This is a genomic window from Acinetobacter baumannii (genome assembly GCF_009759685.1).
Classification (GTDB): Bacteria; Pseudomonadota; Gammaproteobacteria; order Pseudomonadales; family Moraxellaceae; genus Acinetobacter; species Acinetobacter baumannii.
On sequence record NZ_CP046654.1, the window covers coordinates 3,715,340 to 3,737,758 of the forward strand.

The following is a 22,419-nucleotide window of genomic DNA, read 5'->3' on the forward strand; positions in this document are numbered from 1 at the left end:
AAAAATTAGACCTTCATCAATTCTGCTTCTTTCGCTGCTAGACGTTTGTCTACTTCTGCAACATATTTATCAGTGATTTTTTGGATATCATCGCCTGCACGACGCTCATCATCTTCAGAAATTTCTTTCTCTTTTAACAATGCCTTGATATCACCTAATACATCACGACGAATATTACGGATAGCAACTTTCGCATTTTCAGCTTCACTGCGAGCGATTTTCTGCATATCACGACGTGTTTCTTCAGTTAAAGCTGGTAATGGTACACGGATTGAATCAGCAGTAATAGGATTTAAACCTAAATCACTTTCACGAATTGCTTTATCAATTGCAGCAACCATCGTACGTTCAAATGGTTGAACGATAAGCGTACGAGAATCTTCAACACCAACGTTCGCTACTTGGTTTAAAGGCACATCAGAACCATAGTAAGGAACCATTACCCCATTTAAAATTGATGGGTGTGCACGGCCGGTACGAACTTTAGCAAACCCTTGTTCCAAAGACTCAAGAGTTTTTAACATACGCTGTTCGCTGTCTTTTTTCAGATCGTTAATCATATGATCTTCCTTACTTATTTATTCAAGGATGTATATAACAAATTTAATTTAGCGCTAGTATAAAGAGCTTTAAGGCACACGTACATTATTTAGTAACGCGTGTACCCTCTTTTTCACCCATTACCACTGACAATAGCGCACCAGATTTATTCATATCAAATACTTGTAATGGAACATTATGGTCACGACATAAGCAAATTGCCGTTAAATCCATAACACCCAGTTTTTCATCTAACACTTGGTCAAATGTTAAATGGTCATATTTCACTGCATCTTCGTATTTACTCGGATCTTTATTATAAACACCGTCTACTTTGGTCGCTTTCAAAATTAAATTCGCTTCAATTTCAATACCACGTAAACAAGCTGCTGTATCAGTTGTAAAGAATGGATTTCCTGTTCCTGCTACGAAAACACACACTTCGCCTTGGCTTAAATGACGAATCGCATCACGACTTGAGTAAGACTCTACAACAGTACCGATTGGTAGCGCTGACATAAGACGAGTTCTGATGTTACGGCGCACCAATGCGTCACGCATTGCCAAACCATTCATAACAGTTGCAAGCATCCCCATCTGATCACCTGTTACACGGCCAACCAAACCGTCTTTTTGTAACTGGCTACCACGATATAAGTTACCGCCACCCACAACGATACCTACTTGCACACCCAAGCCAACCAAATGTGCAATAGAAAGTGACATCTGATCTAAAACTTGAGCATCAATACCCATATCTTTATTACCTGATAAAGCTTCACCAGATAATTTTAATAAAATTCGTGAATAACGGGGGCTGATTGTTTCCGCCATGATTTTGCTCCAAGACCTCTTAAACTGAATGCTTTTTGAATCGTGATTCGATTAGACCGATTTAATTTTAATTAACTTTGCAAATAAGTCGTATTCATCCGCATCGGTAATTTCGACTTCCAACATATCGCCTGGTTGAATAGTGCTCTTATCGATATCTTCTACAAAGACATTACCGTCAATTTCCGGAGCATCGGCATAAGAACGTGCAACAGCAACAGGATATTCATCTTCCAAACTATCGACCAATACAGTCATCGTTTGACCAATACGTTTTTGTAATTTGGCAGCAGAGATTTGTTGCTGCACTTGCATAAAGCGCTCGTAACGCTCTTGCTTAATTTCTTCTGGCACATGATCTGGTAAATCATTTGCCGTAGCGCCTTCTACTGGTGAATAGGTAAAGCAGCCTACACGATCAAGTTGAGCTTCAACCAACCAATCGAGCAAAATCTGGAAGTCTTCTTCAGTTTCGCCTGGAAAGCCAACCACAAAAGTAGAACGGATCACAAGATCCGGGCATTTTTCGCGCCATAATTTAATTTTTTCTAGTGTATTTTCACTATGCGCCGGACGTTTCATTAATTTAAGAACGCGTGGGCTTGCATGTTGGAATGGAATATCGAGGTATGGCAAGATTTTACCTTGAGACATCAAATCGATTACTGCATCAACATGTGGATATGGATATACATAATGTAAGCGAACCCAAATTCCAAGCTGACCAAGTGCTTCACACATGTCAAAGAATTTGGTTTTTACGGGCTGTCCGTTCCAGAAATCGAGCTTATATTTGGTATCTACGCCATAAGCTGAGGTATCTTGGGAAATGACCAAGATTTCTTTTACACCTGCCCGTTTTAACGCAGCAGCTTCTTCTAATACGCTTCCAACCGGACGTGATACTAAATCACCGCGCATGCTCGGGATAATACAGAAGGTACAACGGTGGTTACAGCCTTCAGATATTTTTAAATAAGCATAATGTTTCGGTGTTAAACGGATACCTTGCTCAGGAACAAGGTCAATAAACGGATTATGTTTAGGCGGTGCTGGCACATATTCATGTACAGCTTCCATAACGTCTTGATAAGCTGCTGCACCAGTAACTTTTAGAACATTAGGGTGCATTTGACGAATTTTATCTTCGTCTTTACCTAAACAGCCCGTCACAATAACTCGGCCATTTTCACTCATGGCTTCGCCAATTGCATCTAAAGATTCTTGTACTGCAGATTCAATAAAACCACAGGTATTAACAACAACTAAATCAGCACCATCATAATCTGATGCAACTTGATAACCTTCAGTCTTTAACTGAGTTAAAATTCGTTCAGAATCTACCAATGCCTTAGGACAACCTAAAGAAACAAAACCGACTTTGGGGGTCTTCATGAATCTGCGCTCCACTTGAATGCGCGTATTGTATGTCTTTTCTCGTCTCAAGCATAGGTGGAAACCCTACTCTTTGTGTAATGCACCAAAATACAACCAATATTTGCACCAAAACTCAATATTGCACCAAGTTGGATCATGATATTATTGGTGCATACATCTATATTTTTGACCAAAAGATATTAAGAACGATTTTAGAGCGCTTTAACTACGCTTAAAACCTTAAAATAAACCATAAACAAAGTTGGCGTACATTTTGCATCAATCATGTTCTATAACGGTGAAAACCGATAACCAATGAAGATGCCATTGCGCCATTTTAAGACAGGAACGATTCGCTAATGGATCAACACACACCTATCGACTATCGCCTATTGGTAGACAATTTAACTACTGCGATTTTATTAATCGATAGTAACTTTAATATTTTTTATTTGAATTCCGCTTGTGAAGCACTTTTTGACATTAGTTTGCTTCGCGCTTCTGGACAACCGGTTTTAAATTTACTTCATGCACCTGATGATACCTTTAATACGCATGAAGCCCTATTGAACACGTTAAAAACGGGACAACCTTATACACGTCGTGAAGCCATCATTAATGTCAATTTTAAAGATTTACATGTGGATTATACGGTCTCGCAATTAAATGCAGGTAAAAGCTACCACCCGCTCTTACTTATTGAGTTAAATCCTATTGATCGTATGTTGAAAATTTCTAAGGAAGAAAACTTAATTCAACAACATCAAGTGGCTAGACAACTGGTTCGAGGCGTTGCTCACGAAATTAAAAACCCTCTGGCTGGTATTCGGGGGGCAACTCAGTTACTTGCTCGTAGTTTAAATGACGAGAGCTATGCTGAATTTACGGATATCATTATTAACGAGGTAGATCGTCTCACCAATTTGGCCGACACCATGTTGGGCTCAAGACAACTGCCAAGTTATGAAAATGTAAATGTGCATGAACCTCTAGAACGGGTACGCTCTTTAATCGCAAATCAGACCAAGAAAAAAATCAAAATTACTCGTGATTATGATTTGTCTCTACCCGATGTAAAAGCCGATCGAGATCAGCTCATTCAGGTCATGCTTAATATTAGCGTTAATGCGATTCAAGCTATTACAGAAAATAAATCATTTTTTACAGATCAAGAGCCTGAATTAATTTTACGTACCCGTATTCAACGTCTAGTCACTATTAATGGAGTACTCAACCGCTCTGCTGTACGAGTCGATATTGAAGACAATGGACCGGGTATTCCCGAAAGCATTTTAGAGTCTGTGTTCTATCCTTTGGTTACAGGACGAGCAAAAGGCACAGGGCTTGGCCTGAGTATTGCACAGAACATCATGCATCAACATAACGGAATGATTGAATGCCAATCAGTTCCTGGAAAAACAATGTTTAGCTTATATTTACCTTGGGAGTCAGACCGTGTCGCGAAATAAAATATGGGTTATTGATGACGATCGCGCCATGCGATGGGTACTTGAAAAGACCTTTAAAGAAGAAGGATTTGACGTCACCAATTTTGAAGAAGCTCAAACAGCACTTGAACGTTTACATCATGATGCGCCCGATGTCATCTTAACTGACATTCGTATGCCAGGTATTGATGGGTTAACTTTCTTATCTAAAGTGAAAAACTCTCACCCCGACTTGCCTGTTATCATTATGACAGCGCATTCGGACTTAGAGTCTGCTGTATCAAGCTACCAGACTGGTGCATTTGAGTATTTACCAAAACCATTCGATATTGATGAAGCTTTAGCTTTAGTCAATCGAGCAATTTTGCATATCAATAAGTTGCAGCAGCAAGAAGCGACAAAAACAGCTTCACCACTACAATCAACAGAAATTATTGGCGAATCTCCTGCTATGCAAGAGGTTTTCCGAGCGATTGGTCGTTTATCTCAGTCGCATATTACCGTTTTAATTAATGGTGAATCAGGCACAGGTAAAGAACTGGTTGCGCATGCTTTACATAAACATTCTCCACGACGCGCTAAGCCTTTTATTGCTTTAAACATGGCAGCAATTCCTAAAGATTTAATCGAAACGGAATTATTTGGTCATGAAAAAGGTGCTTTCACGGGTGCAAACACCCAACATCAAGGCCGCTTTGAACAAGCAAATGGCGGAACACTATTCCTTGATGAAATTGGTGACATGCCCTTTGAAACGCAAACTCGACTACTGCGCGTACTCGCTGATGGTGAGTTCTATCGTGTAGGTGGACACATTCCAGTTAAAGTTGATGTCAGAATTGTCGCGGCAACCCATCAAGACTTAGAAAAACTGGTGAATGAAGGTCGTTTTCGTGAAGACTTATATCATCGCTTAAATGTAATTCGCATTCATATTCCTAAGCTTGCACATCGCAGTGAAGACATCCCGATGCTGGCTCAACATTTCTTGGCTCGCGCGGGTAAAGAGCTAGGCGTAAGTCCAAAAATTTTACGCACTGAAACAACGGACTATATGCAACAATTACCATGGCCTGGTAATGTTCGTCAGCTTGAAAATACCTGCCGTTGGTTAACCGTCATGATTACTGGTCGTGAGGTTTATCCGGAAGATTTACCTTCTGAGCTTAAACAGGTTCCACTCCAAAAAAGTAGTGAGACTAGTCAACCAGCACCATCTTTTGAACGTATTTCTTTGCACCATTGGGATGAGCTACTAAGCCAATGGGCAATTCAAAAACTTAAAAATGGTGAAATGAAGATTTTAGACATTGCTACTCCAATGTTTGAGCGCACCTTAATTAATGCAGCACTACAGCAAACTCGTGGGCGCAAACGTCATGCAGCCGAACTGTTAGGTTGGGGTCGTAACACCCTAACCAGAAAGTTAAAAGAGCTAGGCATGGATTCTGCTGATGACGATGATGAAGACGAACATAAAGCAACTTTGTCAGAAGCTTAAAACCGAAGCAAAAATCAAAAAGCGGCTAATTTAATTTAGCCGCTTTTCTTTATGACTATTTAAATCGGAATTAACTGCCAAACTAAAATGTGAACATACAGTTACATGATCAAAAAATTCTAAATTTCCACATAAATCATTATATTTTATATATTTTACCTGAAACTATGCTCTACTTATTGTTTACCAGATGACCTAAAAACATACCAATGACCATCGTTAAAGATAGATTTGCTATACTAGATAAGCAGTGTTAGCCGTCGTTATTAAATTTTATGCATGATCCAGTCCTTGAGTCACATCATCTCGTATGTGAGAAACCCCAAACACGCCGCGGTATAGAACGTCGTTTAGCTCTATTGCTAAGCGCAACCGAGCTGTTTTTGGAAAAAGGATATGATGCTGTCTCTCTTGACGACATCGTTAATCATGCTGGTGGTTCAAAAACCTCTATTTATAAATACTTTGGTAATAAAGATGGCTTATTTACTGCAATCTGCGATTATCGCCGTGAAATGTTTTTTAAAGATATCTGCATTGCATTTCAACCAGAGCAAACTTCTTTAAAAGATTATTTAATCCAAACTCTCATCCGTTTTTATAAGCACATTATTCAACCTGAACACATTGCCTTTTTACGTTTGGTTATTGAACAAACTCAATGTAATGCAACTTTGAGCCAATACTTATATGAAAAATGTGCTCTGGATGTCCAAAATACAATTGCTCAAGCCTTACTCATATCTCATCAATCAGGTGAAATTACCTGTACATCTCCTGATCATTCCTCTCTTATGTATTTTGGAATTTTACGTGATATTGAATGGCGAATGATTATGGGAATGCCTCTTCCACCCAATGAAATGGAAGTTATTGATTATATTAACTATTGTGTTGATATTTTCTTAAAGGGGCATCATAAAGTCTAATTCTTTTGCATTTTGAAATGCTTATAGTATAGTAGACTTCTTTTTTCCCACTTCCACCCAGCCAACAACAGATAATTGTTGTAATTCAAAACAATTATTATGGAGTAGCTACATGGCTCTAAGACATTTCCTGACTTTACGTGATCTATCCACTCTAGAACTTAATCGCATTTTAGAACGCGCAAGCGAACTTAAGAAAATGCAGCAAAGCAATAAGGTATATCAACCTTTTGTTGGTAAAGTATTGGGAATGATTTTTGAAAAATCGAGCACACGCACTCGTATTTCTTTTGAAGCCGGTATTAATCAATTTGGTGGTAGTGCCATCTTCTTATCACCTCGTGATACTCAATTAGGCCGTGGTGAACCGATTGAAGATTCAGCACGTGTTATTTCAAGCATGCTTGATATCGTAATGATTCGTACTTTTGGTCACGATATTGTTGAACGTTTTGCATCTTATTCAAAAGTTCCCGTTATCAATGGCTTAACTGATGATCACCATCCTTGTCAGTTACTTGCAGATTTACAAACTTATATTGAACATCGCGGCAGTATTGAAGGCAAAACCGTAGCTTGGATTGGTGATGGCAATAATATGTGTAATTCATACATTGAAGCTGCACACATGATGGGTTTCAAACTCAAGATTGCATCACCAAAAGGTTATGAACCTAAACCTGAGTTTTTAGCAGAGTTTGGGCATTGTGTTGAACTTTTTGATAATGCGGAAGATGCGGCTGTAAATGCTGATCTTATCGTTACAGATGTATGGGCAAGCATGGGACAAGAAGAAGAACAGAAACTTCGTGAAAAAGCCTTTGCTGATTTTCAGGTTAACGAGAAATTAATGGGACTTGCACATCCGGACTGTTTATTCATGCACTGCTTACCTGCTCATCGTGGTGAAGAAATTTCTGAAACCATGCTCGACCATAAAAATGCCGTAGTATGGGACGAAGCAGAAAACCGTCTGCATGCACAAAAAGCTTTAATGGAATTTTTACTCAACGAAAATTTGAAAAAAGCTTAATTTCTAATTCAAAAAACAGCATCGTTAAGGTGCTGTTTTTTTATTTTTATAAGTTCCCTATTCCCCTCATTTATTATTTTAAAAATTTTTATGATGTTGCCCAATATATAAACAGTCTATATTTCAACTGTCACACATAATCGTGTATAACATTCTACACAATAAGCCAAGCCTACTCGTGTAGAGTGCGATTATGACAATCCTTGAACAATCATTATCTGAAATCCCTGCATTTTCGATCATTCATGAACATTTATTTAGTTCAGCGCAACCTTCTATCGAACAACTTAAGCTCATTAAAGAGTATGGTTGTAGCACTGTTATAAATTTAGCTTTATCGAATTCACCAGATAGTATTAAAAATGAAGATCGGGTCTGTCTTGAATATGGTTTAAATTATATTCATATTCCAATTGACTGGGAAACACCCTCTTCTGACCAATGCTTATTAGTTTTAGATTTGATTGATCATTTAGTGCAGAATGAAATTGTTTGGTTACATTGTGCCAAAAATAAACGCGTAAGTTGTCTTATGTATGTCTACAGACAATTTTATATGAATATGGATATGCCAACCTGTCAGGATTTGCTTCATGAGATTTGGGAGCCAAATGAAACATGGACAGGACTCATTCATAGTATTACCTTACAGCTTCAAGGCCGTAAGGCTACCTTAGAACTTCAACAGTCTTTGCAACAAACCAATGATTTAGTTTAATGAGATATTAACACCGTCGCTGTTGCTAAAATTCCTTCTTGGCGACCAGTAAATCCAAGTTTTTCGGTTGTGGTCGCTTTGATACTAATTTGATTTAAATCTACATTTAAAACATCTGCAATGCTTTGACGCATTTCCAAATTGTATTTGGCTAATTTAGGACGCTCACAAGCTACCGTAATATCAGCATTATTTAAATGATAACCTCGGTCTAATATTAATTGATAAACATGTTTAAGTAGAACACGGCTATCCGCTCCTTTAAATTCTGGATCTGTATCCGGAAAATGCTGACCAATATCACCAAGTGCTAGAGCACCTAGTAAGGCATCGCATAATGCATGTAGCACGACATCGCCATCAGAATGTGCCTTCAAACCATGCGTATGCGGAATTTGAACGCCAGCTAAGGTTACGAAGTTACCCTCTTCAAAGGCATGCACATCCATTCCTTGTCCAATACGAATTTGAGCAACCATATAAACTCTTCCCTTCTATTATAAAAGCTTAAGAAATCTTGTATTCAACCGTCGTGTTTCGCTATAGTACACTTAGCAAAGTAGACTGAAAGTATAAGCGATCATGCCGTCGAATACTGATATGAATCAATTGAAAAGATTAAGTTTTGTCGTGACATTGAGTTGTTTATGCTCATCGCTTGTTTTTGCAGAGTCTATCGACTGCTCCAACTCAAAAGCAGAGCTAAAAATCTGTTCAAAAACCTTTAGCGAAGCACGAAAGCAGCTCAACAATAAATATCTTTCTGCATACTTGGTCACAGATGCCCCCCTGCAGCTTCTACAAGATACTCAAACATTGTGGCTTAGACAAACACAACAATGCAAAACCAATTCATGTATTCAACAACAGTTTGATGTACGTGGTGATGATTTAAATTTTTATGCTTCACTTAAACAAACCCTAACTCAGCATTATCTTAAATTTGAAAATGGACATATTGCATCTCAGCCCGTTCATTTACAAATACATCAACTTGCTAAAGATAAAATCAAAATTGAAGGTTTAGCTTACCGTAATCCGAATAACCGAAAAGAAACCCAAACGGTTTCACTTATGGCTTACAGCTCTCCTGAACAGAAAAGTGAAATTTTAGATAATGAACATAACTGTAAATATAAATTTGACTTTCAGAAAGCACTGCTCATCGTAAAAACCCAGCAAAAAGGTTGTGAGCGCTTCACAGGAATTTATCGCCTGTACGACTAGTGAATATAAAATAAAAAAGCCAGTGCATAGACACTGGCTTTTCTTTTTATGCTGGATACTTTTGTTGAATATCCTGACTCACCAAAACAGCTGTAGCTGCTGACAAAGTCCAGCCTAGATGACCATGCCCCGTATTATAGAAAACTCGAGACTGTTTAGACTGTTTCACAACTGGCAACATATTAGGCATCATTGGTCTTAAACCCGCCCAAGGCACAACATGCTCAGTTGAAATGTCAAAATTGCGGTTTACCCAATTTACCAAAGGTTGAATACGGTCGGCTCGAATATCTCGATTATAACCATTAAACTCGGCCGTACCTGCTACACGTAAACGATCTGGTCCTAAACGAGACGTTACAATTTTAGCGCTCTCATCCAACAAACTCACCCACGGTGCATTTTTTATACTTTTTTCATCTTTTAATTGGACGGTAATTGAATAACCTTTGACCGGATAAACATTTACACGTTCACCAATCATATCAGCTAACTGATAACTTCCTACACCACCACACACCACCAAAACATCACCTTCTAATTGAAAGCTGTCTGTTTGGGAAAGATGCGGATGCTCAGCACTTGGCTGACAATTCAGTACCACTTTATCTGCATGACACTTAATATCAGTGACTTCCAGTCCAAATTTATACTGAACCCCATATTGTTTAGTCTTTTCAGCTAAAGAGGTTGAATATTTATGGATATCACCGGTTGCATCGCTTGGTGTGTAATAGCCACCAAAGTACTCACCCGTTAAAGAAGGTTCAATTGATTTCATTTCCTCAGGTGAAACCGAGTAACGTTCTAAAGTCCCTTTATTTAAAACATCATTAACTCGCTTAGCGATGTCATAATCATCCTTAGTATGATACATATGAAGAATACCGCGTTTCTCCAAATCAAATTGAAGCTGCTCTTTTTCAGCTACGTCAAACAAGCGCTTACGGGCAAGCAATGCCAAGCGAACGGTTTCTATTGTATTGGCTTCATAATTTTTAATATGAGACAAAAACTCAACCAACCAACTATATTTATGTAGGCTAAAGGAAGGATTCAATAATAAAGGAGCATCTTTTTGCCTCATCCATTTAAAACCTTTTATAACGGTCGCTTTCTGGTTCCAGACTTCTGCATTACAAGCAGATAATTGCCCTCCATTTGCAAATGATGTTTCCATGGCTGGATAAAGATGGCGATCAATCACTGTGACTTGGTAACCTAATTGAGATAATTCATAGGCTGAAGTAACCCCTGTGATTCCTGCACCAATCACAATAACATGTGGCATAACAGACTTCTCTGAAATGCAAAAACATTTCATCAGTACAGCCCATCTGTCATTTGTACCTGAGAGTTTCGACCTAAATACTACCTTTTAGTATTTCGATCTTCCCCTTCGGTGAGTTTATGACTTATAAGTTTTTATTTTCCATGCTTATAAATCTTAAGCTGCTCTCCAGATTTTTTAATTATTACAGTCCTTTTGCCTGAGAGTTTCCGGGCCTGTTGCTCCTTCGGCGGGTTCTTAAGAACCTCTCTCCCGCAATAATTTTGTATTTATATAAGCAATGTATCTGCCACTTTTAAAAAAACGCATTCTTTTCTTGTAAACTTTTGTACAACCCACCAAAAAAACACGCAAATTTTTGATTTAATTATAAAAAAGGTGAATTATAAGAATTCACCTTTTGGTATTCATTAGAGCTTTCCATTAAGCACTTGGTCCGAAACGGTACCTTTCCATTGCTCCCGCAAGGTTGGCAAATAAAATTTCTCGCCTATTGTGAACAGTTCAGCATCAATGAGTGCATGAATTTCGTGCATAAAAATATAATCCAATGCAACTAGTGAAAGTTGATGATTTTTTTGTGTTACTTTTTTACGTTTCGCTTGAGCTTGTTTGATCAACTCGTTTGCAAAATTTTTATCTTTATAAGCGGTAATGGCATTTAAACGAAGCTCAATCACCCCCCAACCTGCCAATAACTTTTTGAAGATTTCAAAGTCTTTTGAGGTTGATTCCCAAGTTACATTTTCCAGATCATTATCTTCAGGTAAAACAGGCAATAATAAATCACCAGTACTTGGAAAAATCTTTTTAAGATTTAACAGAAATTTAACAGGCTGATCACTTGGGTAATCATTAAATTGCACATGTTGTTGAGTATCTGTTAAATAAATAGAGAGCATTCAAAAAATCCTTAGCTAAACTACTGTTTTTCATAATTAATTTAAAAATTGCAAGAACAAAAGCAATTAAAAAATAATATAAAAACAGGATAAGGTGGGCATTTTAACAATTATGGCAGCTTATTCAACACCAAGTTGGTTTGATAAAGCTTAATAAGGAATAATTACAACCTAGAAACTTGCAAATAAACCTTATACAACTTTGAAAATTAAAAATATGTATATTTTAGATATATTATTTTTTAGCTTACTATTAAATTTAGTGTTATAATACAGTGATTTACTCACTTTCATCTGGGCTTCCAAAGAAATGAATAGATTACAATTAATTTTATTAGTTTTAAGTACTGCTACTTTTTCTCCTTTTGTATTTTCTGAAACAACTATCTCCCCAACCAAATATGAATTTTATGGACAAGAGTCAAAACGCCATAAGAGTATGCTTGAGGTAAATAATAGTTCAGATCATAAAATTAACGAATCACAACACAATCCTTTCCGCTCTGACTCAAACAAACAAAACGTAGATTTTTTTGAGATTGCAAAACACTACCAAGAAGAGCAACCACAAAACACTTATTCTCACTCTCCTGACCATACTGTAAATATGAGTGATCATGAACGAAGTCTCTATTACATTAGAAATCATGACAATATGGGCCTTCAAAGAGATGTTCGTTATCAACAATATAGATCATTAAAACAACAATATGATAAAGGTGTCATTTCTCGTGATGAATATAAAAATAAAGTTTACAAAATCTCAAGATAAGCTTATCTATATTGAAGCCTTCTTTTAAAAAGGAGGCTTCTACAGTTAATTTTGATATAGATTGTTAAAAATATTTTAAATAACAAAGATTCATAGTAAACAAACAATAAAAAGTAAACAGTTTTAGCTTTTAAAACGCGCCACACTACTCAAATCTTCTCTACGAATAAAGGAGATAGCAATGAAGATTCGCGCTTCACGTACCTATTCAACTTATTCAAATAATTATTTTATTTCTAAAGAGTATGAATGCAGTGTTATTCCGGTAAAAGGAATGTGCTTTACTGATCTTGGTTTGACCGAAAATGGTGTGATTCAGCCAGTAGAAATTAATGAGGTCACTATAGATCCAGCATCTAATTCTTATCATATTCTTTTAGCTAAAGACTCACATGAATATACAAAAGAAGAATTAAAAAGAAAGTTTGAAGAGATGAAAGCTAATGGCTGGGAATATATAGAAGATCTATTGGTATAGCTCTTATTTTTAATAAATAACTTAGGGTAAATGAATGGCCCTAACTTTAACATCTTAAGCATAATAGCCATCAGTAGTTAAGAGTTTGTAAACTCGATATAAAATATACTGCTGATGGCTATTGTTAAATCGTTTATTTACTATTTGGCGAAACCATTTTTTCAGGTTTAACTACTTCATCAAATTGCTCTGCTGTAACAAGTCCTAGCTCTACAGCAACTTGTTTTAAAGTTTTATTCTCTTTATAAGCAGTTTTCGCCACTTTTGCAGAGTTTTCATAACCAATAACCGGATTTAATGCCGTAACTAACATAAGAGAATTATGCAAGAAATGATCAATTTTCTCACGATTCGGCTCAATCCCTACTGCACAGTGATCATTAAAACTATTACATGCATCACCAAGCAACTGAATAGATTGCAGTAAGTTATAAGCAATCACTGGCATAAATACATTGAGCTCGAAATTACCCGAAGCACCAGCGACATTAATAGTGGTATCGTTGCCAAGCACTTGAGCAACAACCATGGTCATTGCTTCACTTTGAGTCGGGTTCACTTTACCTGGCATAATACTTGAACCAGGTTCATTTTCAGGAATACGGATTTCGCCGAAGCCACAACGTGGGCCACTTGCTAACCAACGAATATCATTGGCAATCTTGTTCAAGCTTACCGCTAGAGTTTTTAATGCGCCTGATGCAAAAACAGCAGCATCACGTCCTGCAAGTGCTTCAAATTTATTAGGAGCGGTAACAAATGGCAAACCCGTTAAAGCTGCAAGCTGAGCTGCCGCCTTAACAGCATAGTCAGGATGAGCATTTAACCCAGTTCCTACCGCTGTGCCACCTAATGGTAACTCATACAGACCACTTAAAGCTTGCTGTAAACGTACTAAACCATGCTCGAGCTGAGAAACATAACCGCTAAACTCTTGGCCAAGTGTCAGTGGCGTCGCGTCTTGTAAATGGGTACGGCCAATTTTAACAATATCTTGGAATTCGTCCGACTTTTTTTGCAAAGTCGCTTTAAGCTGTTCTACGGCTGGAATCAGTAATTCATTAATTTGCAAACTTGCCGCAACATGAATAGCCGTTGGGAATGAGTCATTAGTAGATTGTGCGCGGTTAACATGATCGTTCGGATGTACCGGCTTTTGTGCTCCAAGCGTTTGGCCTAGCTTTTGATTTGCAATATTTGCAATCACCTCATTACAGTTCATATTACTTTGCGTACCAGAACCTGTTTGCCAAACCACAAGTGGAAACTGAGAGTCCCATTTCCCTGCAATCACTTCCTCGGCTGCCCCCACAATATATTGGCTCAAATCTTGTGGTAACTGGCCTAACTCTGCATTGGTTATTGCCGCTGCTTTTTTTACCAAGCCCATCGCTCGAATCATGGCACGGGGTAAACGCTCCTGCCCGATTTTAAAGTTCTGTAAGCTACGTTGGGTTTGTGCACCCCACAGCGCTTCATTCGGAACTTCAATCTCACCCATTGTGTCATGTTCAATTCGTGTTTGCATAGAAACCTCGGTTATCTGGTTAAAGAACTCACGGGCTGAAGCAATTTATGCTTTGGCTAGTTAATTTTAGTATCGTACTCAAGCATTCCATTATTGTAAATAAGAATCATTATCTTATCTTCCATTTAATGTATTTTGATAAAATCTCCATTCATCTTCAATCATTTGTTTTAAAGTTCGCTTAGGTGCCCATTGTAATAAAGTTTTTGCTTTTCCTATATTTGCACCAATCTGTGCTAACTCTTCATGCTTATAAATCGCAGATTGTGTCGGAATTTCGGCTTGGGTAACCTGTGAAATTTCATCTAATAATTGACGAATCGAATGCACTTGCTCATGAGCAATATTAAAAGCTTCACAGCAATGGCTTTGATCACGTAACCAATGTAAAGTTGAGCTTACTGCCTCACATACATCTAATACATGTAAAAAGCTACGTTCCACGGTATGGTCCTCGGTAGAAGACTGATCTTGTAACTCAATTAAATCACGTTGCATCGCTGCAACTTGCATGGCAAGCGGTACAATATTTTTAGGGAGCTGTGCTACATACTCGCCTAATACGCCATGCTCAAAAGCACCTACAATATTTGATAGACGTAAAATTGCAATTTTCCATTCATGATCAATTTTGTAAGTATCACGGATGATTTCTTCAATCATCTGTTGCGACTTAATATAAGGGTTAGGATAAGCATAGTTGAAATCATCTGTTTCGCTTAACTGTGAACCAGATTTTCCATAGACTGCCAAACTAGATAAATGAATAAAATGACGGACGCCTGTACGTTGCATTGCACGCAATAGGCTCATGATACAACTGACATTATCATTATAATATTCAAGCGGTTTTAAATTAGACTCTTCAATAGATTTAAAACCAGCCGTATGAATGACTGCATCAATTGAGTACTGTTCAAATACTTTGTTCAATGCAGGCGTGTTACGTACATCAAGTTTAACAAACGGAACGTACATACCAGAGATGTATTCTAACCGCTCAAGCGTTTGCAAGGTCGAGTTAGCCAAATTATCGACAAGAACCACTTCTTGGCCTTGAGCCATGAGACTCAATGCAATATGTGAACCGATAAAGCCTAAACCACCTGTCACTAAAATCATTGTATACTTACCTTTCTCTTAATGTATCTACGCCCATTTAGACGTATGACCATAGTGAATTCTCAATGAGTACATTACTACTAATAACCTCTGCTCCTACTTCGATCCATGCTTGGCATGCGCTGGGCCTAGCTCAGGCACTCAAAAGTAAAAATGAAGACTTTCGTGTATTCTTTTACCAAGATGGCGTTCAAGTTGCGAATGATTTTCAGTGGGTTCCTGACGACCAGCGTAATTTAACGCATGAATGGCAAAAGCTCGCGATCAGACTTCCTGTTTGCGTTAGCGCTGCTCTTGCACGCGGCATTACCGATGCAGAAAATGCGAGTCGCCATCAACTTAGTCATCACAACCTAGCGAACAACTTTGAGTTGGTTGGTCTAGGTGAACTTGCTGATGCAGTACAGTCAGCCTCTCGTCTTCTTCAATTTTAAGTTACTTTGTTAACTTAGATTGTTGCTTTTAAAAGGTATATTGTGTGAAAACTGTACTCGTTATTTTGACCCAAGCCAATTTAATCAGCCTACAAGTCAATGAAAGCCTCGCCGCTACTATGGTTTTAGCAACCTTTGGCTCACCAGTCAAAGTATTATTAAAAGATGCAGCTCTTAGTCTTTTACAAAATGAAGGTAACTTCGACCAATTGCAGCATGCTTTTAAAATTGCTTCAAACATGGTGGATAGCTTTGAGTTTTATGACTTAAGTCCAATCCTTATTGAAGCAAAAAACAAACAGCATCCATTTGTTCAAAACAGCGAGCAGGAACTAGAATTTGTTCAGTTAGATACTGAACTCATCCAGTCTTTCGATCATGTCTTATATTGGTAGATAAAGGTGTAATTTTAATGACGCAATCAACTCTTTATCTTGTGCAAGCTTCTTATCACCATACTCCTCGCATTATTGAAGAACTTGCAAAGCTATTTCATAAAGATGATCAAATTGTTTTTATGGGTGACTCAACTGCTCAACTTTCGGTAAATATTTGTCAGCAGTTTCGCTCAGTTTCTTGTTTGTCTCATGAAAAAGATTTAATTGATGCAGAAACCTTGGCTCACGTTAAGGTATTGAACTATGACCAGTTTGCGGATCTGGTTTTACAATTTAATCGTTGCATTTCTTTGAAATAATATAGTTAGGCTCATTTTTATGAATTTAGAATTAGATCAAGATGGTCATTTAGTCGACTATACGATTTGGAATCCCGAAGTAGCACAGGAACTCGCCAAATCTCTCGATCTTGAATTAACAGATTGGCATTTTGAAGTTTTAGCTGCGGTTCGCCAATTTTATCAGCAATTTGGGCATTCTCCTGCAACACGTCCTTTGATTAAGTTTTTAATGAAAACCGTCAGTCCAGATATTAATAATGCTGTTTTACAGCAAAAATTTAATACCGGTTTAGTTGCTCGCCATCTCAGTCGCTTGGCAGGTATTCCTAAACCGGCAAATTGTTTATAAGTTTTTATGCGAATTTTTTAGCGGCAGCGACACATAAAATTGTTACTGCCGTTACCATTAACATCGACCAACTTACGTGTTCATGTAATAAAAGTGCGGCAATCGCAAGTCCCATTAAGGGCTGTAAAAGCTGTAGCTGGCTAATTGCAGCAATACCACCTTGTGCAAGCCCTTTGTACCAAAAAAAGAACCCGATGAGCATACTAAATAAAGATACGTAAACCAGCCCTGCTACCGCTGATGTAGATACATCTTGAAAGGAAACGGGCATATAAAAAAGAGTAGCAAGCAGCATAATCGGCAAAGCTAAAATAAGCGCCCAACAGATCACCTGCCATCCACCTATTTTTTTCGAAAGTACTCCGCCTTCTGCATAACCAAATCCACATAGAATAATTGCAATAAGCATGTATAAATCGCCGATGCCAAAAGAAGCTTCACCCGATAAGAAAAACATATAGGTAAAAACAACCAAACTGCCTAAAATTGCAAATATCCAAAAAAATAAATTTGGCTTTTCTCCACCTCTCACTACTGCAAATATGGCAGTAGCGAGCGGTAGAAGGCTAACAAAGACAATCGAGTGGGCTGCGTTCATATACTGTAGAGCAAGCGCAGTAAATAAGGGAAACCCAACTACAACGCCTAAAGCCACAATAGCGAGTGGCCACCAATCTTGTTTAGCAGGCTTTTTTTCCTTAAGCAAAAAGATAAGAATTAAACCCAAAACTCCTGCAATGACAGCTCTTGCTGCTGTTAGAAAACCAGGCTCAAAACCTGTTACCGCAACACGGGTAGCCGGTAATGAACCGGCAAAAATTGCAACCCCAATAAAACCATTCACCCAACCGTTCATAAACTTTTGCATATTATTCTCCGCAACTATACGAAGAATTTAAGCTGTGATATGGTGTCAAAACCAGATACAAAGCAGTACAATTTTAAAAAACTGTTATGTATAAACAAACAGTACAGTTAGAGATAATTAGTGTGAACCAGACCAAAACAAAAATCGAGTTTGTTATTTCACAGATTGAACAACAAATTAAGAATCGTTCTTTAACTCCAGGAACCCGACTTCCCTCTGTACGTAAATTAGCCAAAGATTTAGGTTTTTCTGTTTCTACTATTGTCGAAGCTTATGAGCGATTAATTGCCCTAGGTAAAATTGAATCACGTAGTGGTTCCGGCTTTTATGTAGTAGCACCCCTTGCACCTTTAGCCTTAAGTGAATTAGGACCCAAATTAGATCGCTCTATAGATCCGTTATGGATTTCACGTCAGTCTTTAGAAGCAGAACCTAATGCGTTTAAACCCGGTTGTGGTTGGTTACCAAATGATTGGATGCCACTTGAAAGTATCCGCAAAGCATTAAGGTCAGCCACACGTAGCGAAGACGATAGTTTATTGGGTTATTCTTCACCGTTGGGGCTGCCCGCATTAAGAGATCTACTGGCTAGACGGGCACAAAGTAAAGGTATAGAGGCAAACCTTAATCAAGTTCTTCTAACCGATTCAGGCACTCAAGCTATTGATCTGGTTTGTCGTTTTTTACTTAAACCAGATGATGTAGTTCTAATTGATGACCCTTGCTACTTTAACTTTCATGCTCTACTTAAAGTTCATCAAGTTAAAGTTGTTGGTATTCCCTACACTCCAAATGGCCCGGACTTAGAGGCATTTAAAGAAGCTATCGAGAGCTATAACCCTCGGCTTTATATTACAAATTCCGGAATACACAACCCAACTGGTGCAACACTCTCACTCTCGACAGCTCATCAATTATTAAAGTTGATTGATCAGTCTAATTTAATTGTGATTGAAGACGATATCTTCTCAGATTTTGAATATACTCCCGCTCCACGACTTGCAGCCCTAGACAACCTTTCACGCGTGATTTTTATTGGAAGTTTTTCTAAAACGCTCTCTGCTTCTATTCGGTGCGGCTATATTGTTGCGAAACCAGAATGGATTGATCAAATTACCGATTTAAAAATAGCCACCAGTTTTTCTCACAATGGACTCTCAGCCAAGATTTTACACACAGCTTTAACCGATGGTTCATATCGTAAGCATCTAGATTTATTAAAAGTTCGTTTAGCTCAAGCCATGCAAGAAACTATCGCGAAGCTTAAATCGATTGGGATAGAACCGTGGATTGAGCCCAAGGCTGGAATTTTTGTGTGGTGTCATCTACCGGAAGGTGTAGATGCAGCGAAGATTGCTCAGTTTTGCCTGAATCGGCAAGTGATTCTCGCCCCGGGTAATGCCTTTAGCCAAGCACAATCGGCAGGTCAATTTATCCGTTTTAATATTACACAATCAAATCATGATTATATTTATAAGACCCTTGCAGAAGCGCTTCTACAAGGGTCGTTAGAGAAACAAGTTTAAGCCTGTTTTTGCTTTTGTTCCATATAAGCAAAATAGCCCGGCCCAGCCGAAACCTGAACTTGTTTTGCATGTAATGGTTCACGACATACTGAACACACCATAACAGGTTCAAACTTATGTCCACATGCTTTGTGTCGATATTCCAAAGGTTTACCTAAACCTTGGTCCATCCATTTATCTGCCCAGTTCGCCATAGATAAGATAATTGGATAAAGCTCAAGGCCTTTATGCGTGAGACGATATTCAAAGCGTTCCTGACGGTCAAAATAAGGCGCTTTCACTAAAATTTCGTATTCAACCAACCGTTTTAAGCGATCAGAAAGGACATGACGAGTGACACCTAATGATTTTTGAAAATCATCAAAACGACGAATTCCCATAAAAGCATTACGTAATATTAGCATCGTCCATCGATCACCAATCACTGATAGCATACGGGCAACAGAACAAGGCTGATCACCGATGTCATCCCATTTCATCTTTATGCTTTCCTCAATATAAAACTGGCCTACTTGCCTTATTATTTATACCCTAAACCACTTAATATGTTATATGCAATATTCAGCTTAGAAATAAGTTTTTAGTATATTTATAAAGGTTATTTTTTAAAATAACAGTCACTAAAAATAGTTATAAAATATAATTAATCCATCAGTATGGATTAATTATATACAGCTTATTTATAAGTTAATTTGAAATAAAGAGTCCCTTTAGCACCGTTCCTGATGCTAGTTTTGTATTCGCAGGAATACGGACTAAACTATTGGCTTGCATAAGGTTACTCAGCATATGGGACTGCTGCTTGGCCAAACTTTTTACTTTAAGTTGCCCTGCATCAAAATAAGCATACATTCGTAAAAAACGCTCACGTGCATCTTCTTTTAAATCATGCTCTAAAATTGCGGTAAACCATTCTGGTCCCTGTCTATTGCCCTGCAATGCATCAAGCAAAGATTTACCGTAAACTTGCATTGCGACATATACCGCAGCCGGATTGCCCGGCAAACCTAGCAAATAGCAAGAATGGATAGCTTGTGAATTATGGTATTCGGCAAAGAATAAAGGTTTACCCGGTTTTTGTTTAACTTTCCAAAAGATTTGTTCAAATCCAACTTCGAAAGCACAGGGCCGAACAAAGTCGTAGTCTCCTACCGAAACTCCGCCAGTCGTTATAACAACATCATGGCTGTCTTTTAGCTGGTTAAAGTAATGGGTGACCTGCTCTGCTTCATCTGCCACATGAATGAGTTCAACATCTAAACCATAATCTTCAAACCAAGCTTTTAGTAATGGGCCATTTGCATCAAAGACTTTTCCATCGATTAAATCTTCTGCTGTTTCGGCAACTTCATCACCCGTGATCAAAACAGCGACTTTCGGTGCACGATAGACTTCAAGGGTTTGCACACCTGCCATACTTAAAGCAGCCAAGCTTCCAATATTTAGAAACTGACCTACTTGAGCAAGTAACTGCCCTTGCTGGATTTCTTCTCCGGTAAAGCGGATATCGGCTTGAGGGCGTATATGTTCCGTTAAACAAATTTCTTGGGCCGAAATAACCGATACGATTTCTTGCCGTGCTACATGCGTTGTCCCTTCAGGAATTTTGCCGCCCGTAAATATACGAATCGCCTGACCTTCACCAAGTATGTCATGACTCTCGCTTCCGGCACGAATCTCACCTGTGACTTGGAACTTTTGATTATTTAAGTCTTCTGCATGGCTACAAAGTGCATAACCGTCTACCGCACTTTGAGAAAAACTTGGTAAATTAATTTCAGAGTAAATCTCTTTCGCAACATAGCTACTTAGGCTATTTATTAGAGTCTTTTGAATAGAGCTTAAGTTTTTAGGCTTATTAATAACTAAATCTAGCGCTTCATCTATACTGATTAATCCACGCTCAGCACCACAACCTGACATTATTCATAGCCTCCCGGATGTGGTAAATCACGGCAAACATCAAAAATATGGACTAATGCGGGTAAAATAGCGGCCATTGATTCGCTTGCTCCACCACGGCTTCCCGGTAACGTCACTACTAACGAACGGTCAATAAACCCTGCTACTCCGCGTGACATAGCAGCGTATGGCGTGCGTTTTTGTCCAAATGAGCGAGCAGCTTCCATTAAGCCATCTAATTTACGTTCTAAAAGAGGCTCTAGCGTATCAACCGTAATATCACGCTTACCAATTCCTGTCCCACCCACGGTCATAATACAAGCATACGATTTGGTGAGTTCTAGGACCAATTCTTTGAGATCATCTGCTTCATCAGGCAAAATTTGATAATGGATCGGATCAAATCCAGCTTCAGTTAAAGTTTCAACCACAGATTTTCCGGCAGTATCCGGCTTTCTACCCGCTGCTACGGTGTCTGACAAGACAATAACAGCAGCCGAAACAGGTTGACGCAATACCCGTTTAAAATGGGATTTTCCGCCTTTTTTCTTAAGTAGTTTACATTGATCCATCCAGAGTTCTTCTGGTTCACAATGAGGCTTTAACATATCGTAAATAGTTAAACCTGCAAGGCTTGCCGCCGTTAAAGCTTCCATTTCTACACCAGTTGGTCCAATGGTCTCAACGACAGCAATAATTTTTACAAAGTCATGTTCCAATTCATATTCTACATCTGCCCGATAAATCGGTAGCGGATGACATAGTGGAATCAGCTCATCAGTTCGTTTTGCTGCCAAAATTCCTGCAACACGTGCTGTTTTTAATGCATCACCTTTTTCCGTGTTTCCTTGTCTTAATAGTTCAATACAGTGCGGTGGTGCATATAAAATCGCTTGTGCTTCAGCAACACGATAACTTTCCGGCTTCATTCCTACGTTTTTCATTATTTATCCTAGTATTA

Annotated in this window: 26 protein-coding genes and 1 riboswitch; of the genes, 14 read left to right on the forward strand and 12 right to left on the reverse strand. The window is 38.3% G+C overall.

All coding sequences use genetic code 11. From position 1 onward, the window contains the following. Positions 1 to 5 precede the first annotated feature (5 nt). The 3 genes from frr to rimO all read right to left on the reverse strand — a co-directional run bounded on the left by frr (position 6) and on the right by rimO (position 2,769). On the reverse strand, positions 6 to 560 hold the full coding sequence (gene frr / locus GO593_RS17740; protein ID WP_000606428.1) for a ribosome recycling factor: 555 nt from the start codon (positions 558 to 560) through the stop codon (positions 6 to 8). A gap of 85 nt (positions 561 to 645) precedes the next feature. Continuing rightward, positions 646 to 1,374, reverse strand: a complete 729-nt coding sequence (gene pyrH, locus GO593_RS17745) for a UMP kinase (RefSeq protein WP_000852257.1) — start codon at positions 1,372 to 1,374, stop codon at positions 646 to 648. Positions 1,375 to 1,425: 51 nt separating this feature from the next. Next, positions 1,426 to 2,769, reverse strand: coding sequence for a 30S ribosomal protein S12 methylthiotransferase RimO (gene rimO, locus GO593_RS17750; RefSeq protein WP_000856682.1), 1,344 nt, complete (start codon positions 2,767 to 2,769; stop codon positions 1,426 to 1,428). Between the two features lie 32 nt (positions 2,770 to 2,801). Between rimO and GO593_RS19380 the strand changes: the two genes are divergently transcribed. The 6 genes from GO593_RS19380 to GO593_RS17780 all read left to right on the forward strand — a co-directional run bounded on the left by GO593_RS19380 (position 2,802) and on the right by GO593_RS17780 (position 8,380). Beyond that, on the forward strand, positions 2,802 to 2,987 hold the full coding sequence (locus GO593_RS19380; RefSeq protein ID WP_079377932.1) for a hypothetical protein: 186 nt from the start codon (positions 2,802 to 2,804) through the stop codon (positions 2,985 to 2,987). Between the two features lie 123 nt (positions 2,988 to 3,110). Beyond that, positions 3,111 to 4,220 carry a nitrogen regulation protein NR(II) gene (gene glnL, locus GO593_RS17760; protein ID WP_000371970.1) on the forward strand — a complete coding sequence of 370 codons (1,110 nt, stop codon included), beginning with the start codon at positions 3,111 to 3,113 and terminating at the stop codon, positions 4,218 to 4,220. Then, the gene (glnG, locus tag GO593_RS17765; RefSeq protein WP_000089273.1) at positions 4,207 to 5,700 is read left to right on the forward strand and encodes a nitrogen regulation protein NR(I); all 1,494 of its coding nucleotides are present in this window, start codon (positions 4,207 to 4,209) and stop codon (positions 5,698 to 5,700) included. Before glnL ends, glnG begins: the two co-directional genes overlap by 14 nt. Positions 5,701 to 5,975: 275 nt before the next feature. Continuing rightward, a complete protein-coding gene (gene adeN / locus GO593_RS17770; protein WP_000543877.1) occupies positions 5,976 to 6,629 on the forward strand; it encodes a multidrug efflux transcriptional repressor AdeN in 654 nt (217 codons plus the stop codon). 112 nt (positions 6,630 to 6,741) lie between these two features. Next, positions 6,742 to 7,662, forward strand: coding sequence for an ornithine carbamoyltransferase (argF, locus tag GO593_RS17775; protein WP_001207983.1), 921 nt, complete (start codon positions 6,742 to 6,744; stop codon positions 7,660 to 7,662). Between the two features lie 193 nt (positions 7,663 to 7,855). After that, entirely contained in the window at positions 7,856 to 8,380 is a 525-nt protein-coding gene (locus GO593_RS17780; protein WP_000153730.1) for a protein tyrosine phosphatase family protein, read from the forward strand. Here the strand turns inward: GO593_RS17780 and ispF are convergent. Beyond that, on the reverse strand, positions 8,377 to 8,859 hold the full coding sequence (gene ispF / locus GO593_RS17785; protein ID WP_000226512.1) for a 2-C-methyl-D-erythritol 2,4-cyclodiphosphate synthase: 483 nt from the start codon (positions 8,857 to 8,859) through the stop codon (positions 8,377 to 8,379). The two genes, GO593_RS17780 and ispF, sit on opposite strands and share 4 nt — an antisense overlap. Before the next feature lie 103 nt (positions 8,860 to 8,962). Here ispF and GO593_RS17790 point away from each other — a divergent pair, with 103 nt between their 5' ends. Beyond that, positions 8,963 to 9,607, forward strand: coding sequence for an A1S_1983 family putative colistin resistance protein (locus tag GO593_RS17790; protein WP_001139838.1), 645 nt, complete (start codon positions 8,963 to 8,965; stop codon positions 9,605 to 9,607). A 46-nt stretch (positions 9,608 to 9,653) separates the two neighbouring features. On the opposite strand, the gene GO593_RS17795 is transcribed toward GO593_RS17790, so the two are convergent. Both GO593_RS17795 and GO593_RS17800 read right to left on the reverse strand, forming a co-directional pair. Further along, positions 9,654 to 10,898 carry a D-amino acid dehydrogenase gene (locus tag GO593_RS17795; RefSeq protein ID WP_001120919.1) on the reverse strand — a complete coding sequence of 415 codons (1,245 nt, stop codon included), beginning with the start codon at positions 10,896 to 10,898 and terminating at the stop codon, positions 9,654 to 9,656. 177 nt (positions 10,899 to 11,075) lie between these two features. Further along, a riboswitch (glycine riboswitch) is annotated at positions 11,076 to 11,163 on the reverse strand. 145 nt (positions 11,164 to 11,308) lie between these two features. Beyond that, a complete protein-coding gene (locus tag GO593_RS17800) occupies positions 11,309 to 11,800 on the reverse strand; it encodes a hypothetical protein (protein WP_000949168.1) in 492 nt (163 codons plus the stop codon). 310 nt (positions 11,801 to 12,110) lie between these two features. Between GO593_RS17800 and GO593_RS17805 the strand changes: the two genes are divergently transcribed. Then, positions 12,111 to 12,572, forward strand: coding sequence for a hypothetical protein (locus GO593_RS17805; RefSeq protein WP_001081038.1), 462 nt, complete (start codon positions 12,111 to 12,113; stop codon positions 12,570 to 12,572). A gap of 181 nt (positions 12,573 to 12,753) precedes the next feature. Continuing rightward, on the forward strand, positions 12,754 to 13,050 hold the full coding sequence (locus tag GO593_RS17810; RefSeq protein ID WP_000701849.1) for a hypothetical protein: 297 nt from the start codon (positions 12,754 to 12,756) through the stop codon (positions 13,048 to 13,050). Positions 13,051 to 13,183: 133 nt separating this feature from the next. Here GO593_RS17810 and fumC read toward each other — a convergent pair whose 3' ends face one another. Together fumC and galE are read right to left on the reverse strand one after the other, a co-directional pair. Then, entirely contained in the window at positions 13,184 to 14,578 is a 1,395-nt protein-coding gene (fumC, locus tag GO593_RS17815) for a class II fumarate hydratase (RefSeq protein ID WP_001194770.1), read from the reverse strand. A gap of 114 nt (positions 14,579 to 14,692) precedes the next feature. Then, the gene (gene galE / locus GO593_RS17820) at positions 14,693 to 15,700 is read right to left on the reverse strand and encodes a UDP-glucose 4-epimerase GalE (protein ID WP_000604788.1); all 1,008 of its coding nucleotides are present in this window, start codon (positions 15,698 to 15,700) and stop codon (positions 14,693 to 14,695) included. Positions 15,701 to 15,765: 65 nt separating this feature from the next. Here galE and tusD point away from each other — a divergent pair, with 65 nt between their 5' ends. Genes tusD through GO593_RS17840 form a run of 4 tightly spaced genes read left to right on the forward strand, consistent with a single transcriptional unit; the run spans position 15,766 to position 17,162 of the window. Next, complete coding sequence (gene tusD / locus GO593_RS17825) at positions 15,766 to 16,134, forward strand: sulfurtransferase complex subunit TusD (RefSeq protein WP_000105718.1); 369 nt, start codon at positions 15,766 to 15,768, stop codon at positions 16,132 to 16,134. 44 nt (positions 16,135 to 16,178) lie between these two features. Next, entirely contained in the window at positions 16,179 to 16,529 is a 351-nt protein-coding gene (locus GO593_RS17830) for a hypothetical protein (protein ID WP_000859770.1), read from the forward strand. Positions 16,530 to 16,546: 17 nt separating this feature from the next. Further along, the gene (locus GO593_RS17835; protein ID WP_000194631.1) at positions 16,547 to 16,831 is read left to right on the forward strand and encodes a hypothetical protein; all 285 of its coding nucleotides are present in this window, start codon (positions 16,547 to 16,549) and stop codon (positions 16,829 to 16,831) included. A gap of 19 nt (positions 16,832 to 16,850) precedes the next feature. After that, positions 16,851 to 17,162 (forward strand): TusE/DsrC/DsvC family sulfur relay protein, encoded by a 312-nt coding sequence (locus GO593_RS17840; protein WP_001047539.1) that lies wholly within the window; start codon positions 16,851 to 16,853, stop codon positions 17,160 to 17,162. Between the two features lie 4 nt (positions 17,163 to 17,166). Here GO593_RS17840 and GO593_RS17845 read toward each other — a convergent pair whose 3' ends face one another. Beyond that, on the reverse strand, positions 17,167 to 18,030 hold the full coding sequence (locus tag GO593_RS17845) for a DMT family transporter (protein ID WP_001168995.1): 864 nt from the start codon (positions 18,028 to 18,030) through the stop codon (positions 17,167 to 17,169). 122 nt (positions 18,031 to 18,152) lie between these two features. On the opposite strand from GO593_RS17845, the gene GO593_RS17850 reads away from it, so the two are divergent. Next, the gene (locus GO593_RS17850) at positions 18,153 to 19,556 is read left to right on the forward strand and encodes an aminotransferase-like domain-containing protein (protein ID WP_001076965.1); all 1,404 of its coding nucleotides are present in this window, start codon (positions 18,153 to 18,155) and stop codon (positions 19,554 to 19,556) included. Here the strand turns inward: GO593_RS17850 and GO593_RS17855 are convergent. The 3 genes from GO593_RS17855 to moaCB form a co-directional block, all read right to left on the reverse strand. After that, on the reverse strand, positions 19,553 to 20,035 hold the full coding sequence (locus GO593_RS17855; protein ID WP_000870673.1) for a winged helix-turn-helix transcriptional regulator: 483 nt from the start codon (positions 20,033 to 20,035) through the stop codon (positions 19,553 to 19,555). The two genes, GO593_RS17850 and GO593_RS17855, sit on opposite strands and share 4 nt — an antisense overlap. A 208-nt stretch (positions 20,036 to 20,243) precedes the next feature. Beyond that, a complete protein-coding gene (locus GO593_RS17860; RefSeq protein WP_000012059.1) occupies positions 20,244 to 21,479 on the reverse strand; it encodes a molybdopterin molybdotransferase MoeA in 1,236 nt (411 codons plus the stop codon). After that, the gene (gene moaCB / locus GO593_RS17865) at positions 21,479 to 22,402 is read right to left on the reverse strand and encodes a bifunctional molybdenum cofactor biosynthesis protein MoaC/MoaB (RefSeq protein ID WP_000799981.1); all 924 of its coding nucleotides are present in this window, start codon (positions 22,400 to 22,402) and stop codon (positions 21,479 to 21,481) included. Before moaCB ends, GO593_RS17860 begins: the two co-directional genes overlap by 1 nt. Positions 22,403 to 22,419: the final 17 nt, after the last annotated feature.

Bases quoted from the DNA above. Each gene is read 5' to 3' on its own strand.
- argF (WP_001207983.1), top strand. From the start codon at position 6,742: ATGGCTCTAAGACATTTCCTGACTTTACGTGATCTATCCACTCTAGAA.
- GO593_RS17800 (WP_000949168.1), bottom strand. From the start codon at position 11,800: ATGCTCTCTATTTATTTAACAGATACTCAACAACATGTGCAATTTAAT.
- GO593_RS17780 (WP_000153730.1), top strand. From the start codon at position 7,856: ATGACAATCCTTGAACAATCATTATCTGAAATCCCTGCATTTTCGATC.
- GO593_RS17810 (WP_000701849.1), top strand. From the start codon at position 12,754: ATGAAGATTCGCGCTTCACGTACCTATTCAACTTATTCAAATAATTAT.
- GO593_RS17805 (WP_001081038.1), top strand. From the start codon at position 12,111: ATGAATAGATTACAATTAATTTTATTAGTTTTAAGTACTGCTACTTTT.
- galE (WP_000604788.1), bottom strand. From the start codon at position 15,700: ATGATTTTAGTGACAGGTGGTTTAGGCTTTATCGGTTCACATATTGCA.
- fumC (WP_001194770.1), bottom strand. From the start codon at position 14,578: ATGCAAACACGAATTGAACATGACACAATGGGTGAGATTGAAGTTCCG.
- pyrH (WP_000852257.1), bottom strand. From the start codon at position 1,374: ATGGCGGAAACAATCAGCCCCCGTTATTCACGAATTTTATTAAAATTA.
- glnL (WP_000371970.1), top strand. From the start codon at position 3,111: ATGGATCAACACACACCTATCGACTATCGCCTATTGGTAGACAATTTA.
- GO593_RS17855 (WP_000870673.1), bottom strand. From the start codon at position 20,035: ATGAAATGGGATGACATCGGTGATCAGCCTTGTTCTGTTGCCCGTATG.
- GO593_RS17790 (WP_001139838.1), top strand. From the start codon at position 8,963: ATGCCGTCGAATACTGATATGAATCAATTGAAAAGATTAAGTTTTGTC.
- GO593_RS17860 (WP_000012059.1), bottom strand. From the start codon at position 21,479: ATGTCAGGTTGTGGTGCTGAGCGTGGATTAATCAGTATAGATGAAGCG.
- frr (WP_000606428.1), bottom strand. From the start codon at position 560: ATGATTAACGATCTGAAAAAAGACAGCGAACAGCGTATGTTAAAAACT.
- GO593_RS17845 (WP_001168995.1), bottom strand. From the start codon at position 18,030: ATGCAAAAGTTTATGAACGGTTGGGTGAATGGTTTTATTGGGGTTGCA.
- ispF (WP_000226512.1), bottom strand. From the start codon at position 8,859: ATGGTTGCTCAAATTCGTATTGGACAAGGAATGGATGTGCATGCCTTT.
- tusD (WP_000105718.1), top strand. From the start codon at position 15,766: ATGAGTACATTACTACTAATAACCTCTGCTCCTACTTCGATCCATGCT.
- rimO (WP_000856682.1), bottom strand. From the start codon at position 2,769: ATGAAGACCCCCAAAGTCGGTTTTGTTTCTTTAGGTTGTCCTAAGGCA.
- GO593_RS17795 (WP_001120919.1), bottom strand. From the start codon at position 10,898: ATGCCACATGTTATTGTGATTGGTGCAGGAATCACAGGGGTTACTTCA.
- moaCB (WP_000799981.1), bottom strand. From the start codon at position 22,402: ATGAAAAACGTAGGAATGAAGCCGGAAAGTTATCGTGTTGCTGAAGCA.
- GO593_RS19380 (WP_079377932.1), top strand. From the start codon at position 2,802: ATGTCTTTTCTCGTCTCAAGCATAGGTGGAAACCCTACTCTTTGTGTA.
- GO593_RS17840 (WP_001047539.1), top strand. From the start codon at position 16,851: ATGAATTTAGAATTAGATCAAGATGGTCATTTAGTCGACTATACGATT.
- GO593_RS17835 (WP_000194631.1), top strand. From the start codon at position 16,547: ATGACGCAATCAACTCTTTATCTTGTGCAAGCTTCTTATCACCATACT.
- adeN (WP_000543877.1), top strand. From the start codon at position 5,976: ATGCATGATCCAGTCCTTGAGTCACATCATCTCGTATGTGAGAAACCC.